5 protein-coding genes are annotated in these 12,378 nt (G+C 46.9%); all 5 read left to right on the top strand.

All coding sequences use genetic code 11. The features are described 5' to 3' along the window. The first annotated feature begins 2 nt into the window (after positions 1 to 2). The 5 genes from V3C10_17580 to V3C10_17560 all read left to right on the top strand — a co-directional run bounded on the left by V3C10_17580 (position 3) and on the right by V3C10_17560 (position 12,306). Positions 3 to 2,609: a response regulator gene (locus V3C10_17580; protein ID WVP61103.1), complete on the top strand. Its 2,607-nt coding sequence runs from the start codon at positions 3 to 5 to the stop codon at positions 2,607 to 2,609. A 255-nt stretch (positions 2,610 to 2,864) separates the two neighbouring features. Beyond that, complete coding sequence (locus V3C10_17575) at positions 2,865 to 5,792, top strand: response regulator (GenBank protein ID WVP61102.1); 2,928 nt, start codon at positions 2,865 to 2,867, stop codon at positions 5,790 to 5,792. Next, positions 5,765 to 7,063: an ABC transporter substrate-binding protein gene (locus V3C10_17570; GenBank protein WVP61101.1), complete on the top strand. Its 1,299-nt coding sequence runs from the start codon at positions 5,765 to 5,767 to the stop codon at positions 7,061 to 7,063. The genes V3C10_17575 and V3C10_17570 overlap by 28 nt, the downstream gene beginning before the upstream one ends. Then, positions 7,041 to 7,364 (top strand): hypothetical protein, encoded by a 324-nt coding sequence (locus tag V3C10_17565; GenBank protein WVP61100.1) that lies wholly within the window; start codon positions 7,041 to 7,043, stop codon positions 7,362 to 7,364. The genes V3C10_17570 and V3C10_17565 overlap by 23 nt, the downstream gene beginning before the upstream one ends. Beyond that, positions 7,354 to 12,306: a diguanylate cyclase gene (locus V3C10_17560; protein ID WVP61099.1), complete on the top strand. Its 4,953-nt coding sequence runs from the start codon at positions 7,354 to 7,356 to the stop codon at positions 12,304 to 12,306. The genes V3C10_17565 and V3C10_17560 overlap by 11 nt, the downstream gene beginning before the upstream one ends. The last annotated feature ends 72 nt before the right edge of the window (positions 12,307 to 12,378 follow it).

The raw sequence follows: 12,378 nt of genomic DNA, 5'->3' as shown, positions 1-12,378 counted from the left end.
TCATGAATGTACAAAAAAAGAAAATGGATGTAAGAAATATTGGATTGGTCCTGGTCTGTGTGTGTGCAATCGGCTTATCGATTTTCAGCATTTTTTCCACCTGTCAATTACGTAAAACAGCTACAATGATTTATGAGCACCCTTATACGGTTTCCAATGAATCCAGGGCCATGAGGTCGCGGCTTTTGGACATGAAGGGATTTTTGCTGAATTTAGTTGCGGATCCGGAAACCGATATAGTCGAGGTGGAGCAGACGCTGAATAACCGGTACGACATGCAGTACAGTTCTATAAAAATTATTACCAGCCAATATCTCGGACCGGTTGAAGATACCGAACAGCTGCTATCGGCCATGCAGGATTTGGAAAATACGCAGAATGAGGCATTACCAATCATTGTCCCCATGAGCAGAGAAGAAACTGCGCAGTATGTGTCGGAATATTTATATCCTAAATATAATGCGGTAGGGGAGGCTCTGGACACTATTATTTCCTTTGCAGACAGTAAAATTCGAAATTTGGAGCAGAGTGCGGCGGATACATCTGCGACTGCTATTATTTCATCAACGGTGCTTACAATTTTTCTTCCTGCTTTCTTTCTGTTTGCATTTTGGCAGGAACGTAAAAATATCAGGGAGATCCAATACAGGGAACATTTATTTGATATTCTCGCCTCCAATGTGGATGAGGTATTTCTGATTTATAATCAGGAGAAAGACGCATTGGAGTATGTCAGCGCTAACTGTGAGCATGTCCTTGGAATAAAAGATTCCGCCGTCATGGAGAAGGCGGAGTTGCTGACGCACCTGGTTATCGAAGAAGACCAGAACGCTTTTGCAGAGTTTATCGTGCGTACAGATTCGGAGGTCAACAAGAGCATAGATTTACGGATGCACCTTACAACAGAACAAATACGATGGGTTAAGATTCGGTGCTATCCTGAAATTACAGGGGGAAAGGTAACACGCTATATTGTATCCCTTTCCGACCAGACAGAGGAAATACAGAAAGAGCAGGCCCTCAGGGATGCACTGGTCAATGCGCAGAATGCGAATGCGGCTAAGCAGAACTTTCTTTCCCGTATGAGCCATGAGATCCGTACGCCCATGAATGCGATCATTGGCATGACAACCATCGCAGGAGCCTATATAGAAGACCGCAAACGGGTAGAAGATTGCCTGAAAAAAATTGCTTACTCATCGAAGCATTTGATGACACTCATCAATGATGTTTTGGATATGTCAAAAATTGATGAGGGAAAGATGACTATTGCCTGCGAAAGTTTCAATTTGGAGAACGTGGCCGAATCTCTTACTTCCATTTTCTATCCTCAGGCGACTGCGAAGGATATTAATTTTTCCATGAATTTGCTCTATCTTACCGATACGGTGTTGATTGGTGATTCGTTGCGTTTGAACCAGGTTTTAATTAATCTCCTTTCCAACGCTGTCAAATTTACACCGGCCAACGGTACGATACGTCTGGAAATCTGTCAGATACAAAAGAAGGACCAACGGGTACGCCTGCGCTTTACGGTAACAGATACCGGAATTGGTATGAGTGAGGAATTTATGAACAGAATTTTTCAGCCATTTGAGCAGGAAAATGCTTCCACAAGCCAAAAATATGGCGGTACAGGTTTGGGGTTGTCCATTACTAAGAATCTGGTCACTTTGATGGGCGGCACAATTACAGTAAAAAGCGAATTAGAAAAGGGTACTACCTTCACGGTAGAGTTAGACTTTGATGTAGATGAGACAAGCGAAAATGCTTCTTCCTGCAATCACCAGGCATTAAAAGCACTCAAGGTTCTTGTGGCCGATGATGACCAGGACTGCTGTATCCATACCTCGCTGCTGCTGAAAAATCTGGGGATTCTGTCACACTGGGTGCAGACAGGGGCTGAATGTGTAGAAGAGGTTTTATCTGCCCATAGAACCGGAGAAGTATACGATGTGTGTCTTATCGACTGGAAGATGCCGGACATGGATGGGATAGAAGTAACCCGGAGGATTCGGGAGTTCGTGGGTCCGGATACCACGATTATTATTATGACAGCCTATGACTGGACCTCTATAGAACAAAACGCACGGGAAGCAGGCGCTAATGCATTTTTATCCAAGCCCATTTTTGCCTCAACCCTGTACAACACGCTTCTTACAGTGACTGGTATCGAACGTGTGGCTGATAATATCGGGAGCCAAAGGATGAATGATAATCTGAAAGGACATCATGTGTTACTGGTAGAAGATAATGAAATCAATCAGGAAATAGCAGTAGAGCTGCTCAAAATGGTTGGGTTAGAGATTGATTGCGTGTGTAATGGGCAGGAAGCGCTGGATTTATTCCTCAGTAAAGGGGAGACTTATGATTTAATACTGATGGATATGCAGATGCCTGTTATGGACGGTTATCAGGCCGCCAGGGCAATCCGCCAGTCCAGCCATCCGTTGGCCAAGACGATTCCGATTATCGCCATGACGGCTGATGCCTTCCATGAGGATATTGTGAAGGCGGGCGAGGCTGGAATGAACGGGCACCTGGCAAAACCGATAGATCCAGTCCGCCTGTACCAGATGATAGAATCATTTCTGTGTTTAAGATTATAATGCTTTTAATCACGCTTAAGCCGTCCATATCATCCATCTGCTGGACAGGAGTTGTTTTTTCGTCTATGCTTTTCGTGGCTGTGAGCGGTAAAAAGAATTGGGGTATTCCATAAATGAATCCTTGCATTTCATTGCGTCAATATGCAAAGAGTGATACAATCAAACCAGTGCCCAATTTGCTCAGGGTATATATGTAATCTGAGAAAACGGGCAGTATTTTCTGTATTGATGCCCGCCGTAAATCGAGGAGAAAATATGAAGGGGTATAAAAAACGCTCTATTATAATTTTATCAGGTGTTGTCGTTCTTTTACTGTTGAGCGCGGTTTTTATTTTTTCCATGCTTGGCCGCATTACAGAAAAAATGGATCATGGTTCAAATCAGAGAATGCTCGACTCTGCAAGGATTGTGCAAAGCAGTATACGGCGTCAGCTTCGCAATGATGAGGAACGGTTAAATTCCTTTGCCGGTCTGTATGCATTAAGCGGGGATTTTGCAGAAGCAGGCAGCATTCTTGCCAATTATGCCGATGCAACGGACTTTTACCGGTTCTTTTACATAAATTCGGACGGCGCGGGTATCGACAGCGCCGGAGAGAAGGTAGATGCAGGATCTCTGCCTTTTGAGGACATAGCTCTTTCGAGGGGGCTGAATGGCTACTCTGATGCATATATCGGCAACAGCGGACGTCTGCAAATTACGTTTCAGTCCCCCGTCTGGCTGGATGGGGAACAGATTGGCGCCCTCTATGCGGACAAGACGCTGTCCAGCTATAAGGATCCATCCCTTTTCACATTCAGCAACGGCGCCGGATATGCTTTTATTGTGGATGGCAGCGGTTCCTGGATTATTGAAAGCACGGGTTCAGAGACGGATGATGTTTATGCTTTTCTGGAAGAAAACGGGAATGGGCCCGTCATTCAGGAAACACTGAGGGGCTTGTTACGGAATAACCAGGCCGGAACGATAGATATCAAATTCCATGGCGAGGACAGCATTCTATGCTTTCTTCCAAAGGGAAATTCCTATAAATGGTACCTTCTTTCAATCATGCCTAAAAGTGCCCTCCAACAGGAATCATCAGAAATAATCAATATGGTAGCTATTTCATTTGCGGAGCTTGCAGGTGCGCTGCTGCTGATTACGGTATTGCTTCTTAGCCGTGAGTCCATGAAAGGACGGGAACAGAGCCGCATTTACCGGGAACGTCTTTTTCAGAATATTTCCTCCAATATAGATTTTGCTTTCCTTCTTTATACGCCTTCCGGCCGGAGAGTGGAGATGGTGTCAAATAATGTCGGTGCACTATATGATGTTGAACCGGAACAGGCTGCTGTCCAGCCGGACATTCTGTTCGAACGGTGCGGAGTGCCGGAGAATGATGAATATCGGAATGCATTTTTTACCGGACGCCTTAAAGAGAACATACGGAAAGAATACCAGACCGGTATGGACGATGAACTTCAGCGATGGACGGAGGTGCACTTTCTTCTGGCGGACGACGGGCAGTATTTGGCGGTACTGCGGGACACAACAAGGGAACATCATATGCGGGCAGATTTGGCAGACGCCCTTTTGCAGTCTCAGGAAAATAACCGGGCCAGGACTGCCTTCTTTTCGTCCATGTCCCACGATATCCGCACCCCGATGAACGGAATCATAGGCATGACTGCAATCGCCCGGGCGAATCTTGGCAACCGGGAGAAGGTGGAAGACTGCCTTAACAAGATTTCCGCCGCGTCGGATCATCTGCTTTCCCTCATTAATGAAGTGCTTGATATGTCACGGATCGAGAGCGGAAAATTCAGCTTAAAGTGTGAACCGGTCAACTTACCGGAACTGATTTCCAGCGTGCTGCTCCTGATTAAACCGGAATTAATGAAAAAAGGCCATACAATGCGGGTTAAATCTTCCGTGCTGGATTATGATCTTGTCATGGGAGACGCCCTGCATATACAGAAAATCCTTATGAATCTTTTATCCAATGCCGTCAAATATACCCCGGAGGGAGGGGTAATATCCATCAGGCTCAGGGAGAGAAAACGAAAAGACCGAATGATAGACATTATTTTTGAAGTGGAGGATAACGGAATCGGTATGGAGCCGGACTTTGTGCAACGTATCTTTAATCCGTTTGAAAGGGCGGAGGACAACCGTCTGAGCAAGGTTACCGGTACCGGGCTGGGGATGGCAATTACGAAAAATATCATTGATATTATGGGTGGTACAATCCGTGTTGAGAGTATGCCTGGCGCCGGCTCAAGATTTACAGTCATCCTGCCCCTGCCGCTGTCCGAATCCGGCAGTATGGAGGCAGAATCCCTGGCCGGATATACCGTCCTCGTTGTGGACGACAGCCCGGATACGTGTGAAGGGATACAAACCATGTTAGAGGAGGCAGGCGTCTACGTGGACTGCTCATTGAGCGGCCGTGAGGCGGTAGAGGCGGCAGAGAGGGCCCATCGAACGGGAAGCGATTATTTTGCAGTCATTGTGGACTGGAAGATGCCGGAGATGGATGGGATAGAGACCACGCGCCGTATCCGCAAAAAACTCGGAACCGACATACCAATCATCCTGCTGTCCGCCTACAACTGGGAAGAGGTGGAGTCGGAGGCCGTAGAGGCAGGCGTCAACGGATTCCTTACAAAACCGATATTCCGCTCGGAACTGGTGCAGAAACTGCGGTTGTATATCATGGGGCCTTCCGGGAAAACACAGGAAGTCTCCGGATCGATGCCGCAGTATCAGTTTAAGGATTTTCGTATCCTGCTGGCGGAAGATAATGAGCTCAACCGCGAAATTGCCGTGGAACTTCTTAATTCGGCCGGAATTGAAGTAGACAGCGCAGAGAACGGCCTGCAGGCGGTCGGGAAAATAGAACAGAGTGAAGCGGGCTATTACGATATAATTTTAATGGATATCCATATGCCGGAGATGGGCGGGTTAGAGGCGGCAAAGAAAATCAGGGAACTTCCCGACTGGGATAAGAGTGGTATTCCGATCATTGCCATGACTGCCGATGCATTTGAGGAGGATATACAGAGATGCAGAGATGCGGGGATGGACAGCCATATTGCTAAACCGATTAACATTGATAAGATGTTTGAGATAATCGGAATGTATTATGATAAAAAAATGGGGGGACAGAGGAAATGCAAACAAAGAGAGCAGGAGCGGTAACAGCCGTCCTGGTGCTCGGCCTGCTTTGCAGCGGCTGCGCGGGAAAGGAAAAGAAACCCAAAGTTTATCTGGATGAGAATGTACCGGAGGTTGCGATATCTCTGTTTGCCCAGGGGGCGGACATATCTGACGTAATGAATGACTGCTGTACCAATGTCATTAATCCCAAATATGATAGTAATCTCATTGTGTACAGCGATTATGCCGATTTTTATGCAGATGAAGGATATTCTTACCGGGAGCTGCTGTTAAAGAGGCTGGAGAGTGGGCTGCCGGACGATCTTTATGTTATAACGGCGGAAGATGTGCTGGAGATCGACAGAAGGGGATATATTTATGATTTGTCTGCTCTTCCATGTATTAATAACTTGTCCGAAGATGCCCTTCAACAGAGTACATGCAATGGAAAAGTGTTTTCGGTTCCGTTATCCTATACAAGTTTCGGCCTGATCTGGAATGTGGACATGCTCCACCGGTACGGCCTGAATGTACCGGAGAATTCGGAAGAATTCTGGAACGTTTGCGAAACGCTTAAACAAAATGGGATTCTTCCCTATGGAAGCAACAGAGATTTCGGTATCAGTGTCCCGGCAATGTGCGCAGGATTGGGGCCGCTGTATCAGCACCCGCAGAGCGGGGAACTGGTGGAAGCGCTTGCCGCCGGTGAAACTCCGGTCAGCACCTATATGAAAGACGGCTTCCTGTTTCTTCAGACTATGATAGAAAATGAGTACCTGGATGTGGAAAGGACCCTTGCCACGCTGCCAAATTCGGAGGAAGAAATCTCCTTCTTTGCAGAGGAAAAATGCGCTTTTATCAGTTCCATATGCCGTAAGAAGGCGTTTTCCCCCAATTACCCCTTTAAAGTGGAGATGACGGCGATGCCCGTTCTTCCGGACGGTGCCGTCTGCGTCGTGGGGGCGGATCAGAGGCTGTCGGTAAACCCGAAATCGGAGCATCTGGATGAAGCGCTGATGATTGTTGAAAATATGTGCACGATCGAAACATTAAACGGGATTGCAGAACGATTGGGCAAGGTTTCTTCGGCTCAGGGGAATAAAGCTGCTACCCTGCCGCAGGCTGACAGGCTTGTAGCGAATCTGTCTGCCGTCCGGCAGGTTCCCAACCAGGACTTTGCACTGCATTTTAATACCTGGAATACAATTAAAGAATTATGCGTCAAGCTCTGTGAAGGCGCAAGTGTGGACGAGGTATGCAGAGAATACGACGAACGTCAGATACAGGAAATTGCCCTGTACGGGAATAAATAAAACCTGTTATCCAGGCGTCAGGGTTAACAAAACAGCAAAAATTAAATCCTTCAAAGTTTACAGCAGCAATTCAGCGACTGCAAACTTTGAAGGATTTTTAAATTCGGAGATTGCACTGGATGCGAAAAAGTCTGCTGCTATGCAGGAAAGAGAGCCATACTATGAATCCGCCGTATTGCTTATCGGATACCTGAGTGGTAAAATAATACTAATACTATTGTGGACACAATTTGGGGACTGCCGTGAAACTGCGGCAATGCGGGGAAATAAGAGGAGGGGGATGATTTTTATTGAAAAATAATACAGATATGGCTGGGGCGGCTGATGGGGGAATATTTAACTGCCGTTATGATAAATTTTTTACTTTAATAAGTGCCGACGAAAGTCTCTTTAGGTTCCTGGGATACTCCAGGGAGGAATTTGCAAAGCAGTTTGACAACCATGTTTTAGACGCGATTTATGAAGGCGACCGTGAAATCCTTCTGCAGGAAGCAGACAGGCAGTTCGCTGCGAATAAGGTTTTCAGATATGAAAACCGCCTTGTGGTAAAAGGCGGCCGGATACGCTGGGTATGGGTCAGTGCGGAACTGGTTGAGGATGCCGGTGGGGGGCAATTGCTCCACTGCATCTTCCACGATATCAGCCGTGAACGAAGAGCACAGGAACAGCTTGAAATTAATGAGAAGCGTTATGACATTATATTGTCACATATTCAGGATATTATATTTGATCTGGACTGTACGACGTACTCCATCTATTATTCGCCTAATTTCAAGAAAAAATTTGGTTATGAAATACCGTCACAGGGTTTTCCGGATTCCATGTTTTCCACTGATATCATCTATGATGAGGATAAGCCGGTTCTCCGGGAGAATTTCCAGTCCCTGCTGAAGGGAGAGACCGATATGGAGTGCGAGTACCGGATTAAGTCGCGCGACGGTTCGTATATCTGGGTGGATGTCCATGCCGCGGCGCTCCGGGACGCCGAAGGCCGTCTTGCGAAAATACTGGGAATTATATCGGATATAGACCAGCGCAAAAGAGAGATTATAAAGGCGCAGAAAGAGGCGACTTCCGATCCTCTCACAGGCCTGCTAAACAGGAGAGAATGTATTGCACAGATCGAAGAGTATATGAACCGCTGCCACAATCCGGCCGCCTTCATGCTTATTGATGTTGATAATTTTAAGAGTATCAACGACACTTACGGCCATTTATATGGAGACAGTGTTCTGAATGAGTTTGCCAACAGCCTCCGTACCATTTTCCGGCGGGATGATTTGATAGCGCGGATAGGCGGCGATGAATTTGTTGTATTCATGACTAATGTGGAAACTGGCAGCATTATCGAAGATAAGGTAAAACGTATTGAGGCTGTGTCCAGAAACTTTACGGTCAAAGAAGGCGCCGCTAAAATAGGCTGCAGCATCGGTATCAGCTTTTATCCGGGGCACGGCAGCGATTTCCGTTCTCTTTTTGCAAAGGCAGATGCAGCGATGTACCATGTTAAAAAGCAGGGAAAAGGATGGTACTGCATTTATGGGGAAGATATGGCAAAGGCGGAAACCGGAGATTCCGACACGCCGTCCAGGGTCATGAAAAAAAGCTTCCATGATCATATTATAGAACATGTTTTCCGTATTTTTCTGGAAAATCCGGATACGGGTACGGCAATTGCAATATTAATGAATTTAATAGGACGCGTTTTTTATGCGGATCAGATATTTATCTATGAGAGGGGTGCCGGACGGAAGCTTGTAAACACGTACCGGTGGAACCGCGAACATATTCCCGGTGGAACAGAAAGGTGCGATAACGGCACGGGATTGGATATTGACGGCCTGCCTCTCAAGGAAGACATCACCGTTTACCTGAATACGGACCAGATTGAGGAGCCAACTCTTAGACAGTGGTTTACAGACCATGGGGCCATGGCTGCAATCACCTGCTGTATGAAAGAGAGTGAGGAAGTCTCCACCGTCATCATTTATGAGGATTGTCACGGTACGCGGGTTGGCAGTGGTGAGGAACAATATACACTGCTGATGGTCAGCCGGATTATCCACCTCTTTCTTTTGAAAGAGAATAACGCCATCCGGCTGCAGAAACAAGAAAATATAGCAGAAAGAACACTGTTGGAAAAAGAGATAGCCCATCAGGAAATGATTTACCGGACCGCATTAAAAGAAACCCACATTAATGTGTGGGAATATGATGTCAAAACCCACACACTCCGCCTGACGGAAAGCGCGGAAGAACATCATGGTTTCAGGATACTTGGAAATGTACCGGAATCCCTGATATCCGGAGGATATGTGCATCACCGCAGCCGCCGGGAGCTGTTTGATATGTACCAAAAATTAGAAAACGGCCATCATCATGTGCAGGCGGATATTCTTACCCGTTCTGCGGACAAAAGTTTCTGGTGGTGGGAGCGCATTCACTATACCATGCTGTTTACGCCGGAGGGAGAACCATCCTGCGCCGTTGCCATTGGTGAGGATATCACACAGCAGAAAAGGGCGGAAAAAACATACCAGCAGGAACTGCAGCTCAGGATGGCCTTTGACAGCAGAATGCTGGCCAGTTTCCGGTGCAATCTGGATAAAAACTGCGTGGAGTATGTGGAAGCGCATTCCCATAAAAACTATCCACCGGGGATGACCTACGAAAGGTTAATGGAAATACATAATAAAACCATGGTCAATGAGGAGGATATGGAACGCCTGAAAGTCCTCATGAACAGGGAGGCCCTGCAGCAGGCTTACCAAAACGGCACAACTTCCATCAATTTTGAATACCGGAGAAAGGATGAAAACGGGAGTCTTTCCTGGGTAAACGCCACCGGCCAGCTGCTGCGCGATGTGGAGAGTGGAGACCTGTATATTTACGGCACGCTGGAGGATATCAATGAGAAGAAGAATCTGGAACTTGCCTTAAAGCGCCGTGCAGATTACGATATGCTGACCGGTGTTTATAACAGGGACACAGCCATACAGATGATTGGCGATGCCCTGGCTAAGGCACATAAGAAAAATAACTCTTTTTCCCTGCTTATTTTCGATGTGGACGGATTTACCAACCTGGTCCGCAGCAGCGGTTATATCGCGGCCGACAGTATCCTGAAGGAGCTGGCGAGCCAGTTAAAGATACGTTTTACAAGCGAAAAGATTATCGGCAGATTTTATGGCGATGAGTTTGTGGTCTTTTTCTATAACAGCCCCAAACCGGATCTGATATGGAGGGGGACGGAGGAAGTGATAAAGGCCATGGCCCTTCCGTACATGTTCCCGGAGATCCGAAAACCCGTGAACGTTTTCTGCGGCATGGTATTTGATAATCATAACGGGACAGAGTTTGAGGCGATGTACCGGAAGGCGAGAGCGGCGCTGGATTCGGCAAAGACATCGGAGGCCGGAAACATATTTGTTTACAATGAGAACAGAAATGGCGAGGGAGGCAATAAATCCGCCCGGATTCTGCCGCCGGAATCCGTAAACGGCGCCGGCTATGACAGCGAAAGCGAGGGAATTCTCTTAAAATGCATGTTTTCGCTTGTCAGCACAGCCGATTTACGGCCGCCGCTGGAGCATACGCTGCAGGAACTGGCCGACTATTACGACGGGGACAGGGCATATATTATAGAATTGGAGGGCGGACGGGGCGGCATCCGCGAAGTCTATGAGTGGAAAAAAGATGAATTAATCTCAATCACCAATACTGCAGAACGGCTTTTCAAGGCGGAAAAAATGAAACGTTCGGAGGAGGATTTCAGACAGCTCCGGTATGTTGAAGATGTCGGCCGCCTGAAGGAGAATCATCCCGAGCTATTCCCGATACTTAAGAATCTGGGCATTTTCTCCTGTATTTTTGGAATTCTGAACGAGGGCGATAATCCGATAGGTTATATTGGAATTGACAATCCGCGCAGACACACGGACAATACGTCTATTCTTATGGCGATCCGGTACTTTTTGTCCAACGAGTTAATTAAAAGGCGTCTGCAGGAAAAACAGGAGTTTTTAAGTTACCACGATGAACTGACCGGAGTCTTAAACAGGAACAGTTACAAAGAGTACCGCATGAACCTGCGTGAGGAGGGGCTGATCTCTCTGGGTGTAGTTTCGGTTGATATTAACGGATTGAAGGAAATCAATCAGAAAAACGGCAATGCATATGGGGACGGCATGATCCGGATTATTGCCCATATTATGGAGACGGAATATCCGGCTGCCAGGGTTTACCGGTTTTCCGGAGATGAATTTCTGCTGATTTGTGAAAACATTTCCCAGGATTCCTTTAACATGCGCCTGAACCGGATGAAAGGCCGTCTGCAGGAGATATGCAGCGTTTCAGTGGGAAGTGCGTGGGCGGATATCGATATCAACCTGGATTTTCTCATATCCGGCGCGGATGAACGGAGATTAATCGCAAAGCGGGCTTACTACGATGAACAGCAGTACAGTACGGTACGCCGCAGTGCAGGTGCGCTTAAGACACTGCTTGAAGAAATCGCCCAGAATCATTTTATGGTGTACCTGCAGCCTAAAATCAATGCGAAGACCAATCAGCTTTGCGGAGCGGAGGCCCTGGTACGGTACCGGGATAAAAAGTATGGAGTAGTATCCCCGGGGAAATTTGTGCCCTATCTGGAGACGGTTGGACTCATTCATTACATTGATTTCTTTGTGTTCGAGGAGGTGTGCAGGCTCATTAAGAAATGGAAGGAATGTGATTTACCGCAGATACCCGTCTCACTGAATTTTTCCAGGGCGACTCTGCTGGAGGAAAATCTCATTGGGAAGATGGAACAGATTATCCTCCGCTACGGCGTGGACAGGAGTCTGGTTGAGATTGAAATAACGGAAAGTCTGGGCGAGGTGGCGCGCAATACGGTTGCCCAGATCGGCAACCAGATAGTCCAGGCCGGATTCCGCATTATCCTGGATGACTTCGGGACCAAGTACAGCAATCTTTCCTTCCTGTCCCTGCTGCATTTCCATAATCTGAAACTGGACAAGAGCCTCGTGAACCATTTGCTCATCAACCGGAATGCGAGAATCATTGTTAAAAATATTGTTGCCTTATGCAGGGAACTGAACGTGGAGGTATTGGCGGAGGGCGTCGAGAATCAGGAACAACTGGACGTGTTGAAGGAGCTGCAATGCTTTTTAATCCAGGGATATTTCTATAGTAAGCCCCTTCCATTTACGGAGTTTGAAGAGCAGTATCTGGATGGGTGAGAGCGAGAAAATATGAAAGAAATATCGGTGGTATGTGTCACCGAAGAAAAAGTGTTGAAAAAACATATATTT

Origin of the sequence: [Clostridium] symbiosum, assembly GCA_036419695.1 — a bacterium.
In the GTDB taxonomy this organism is placed as follows: domain Bacteria; phylum Bacillota; class Clostridia; order Lachnospirales; family Lachnospiraceae; genus Otoolea; species Otoolea symbiosa_A.
The sequence above is the reverse complement of the archived record's forward strand: the minus strand, read 5'-3'. Positions and strand labels throughout refer to the sequence as shown.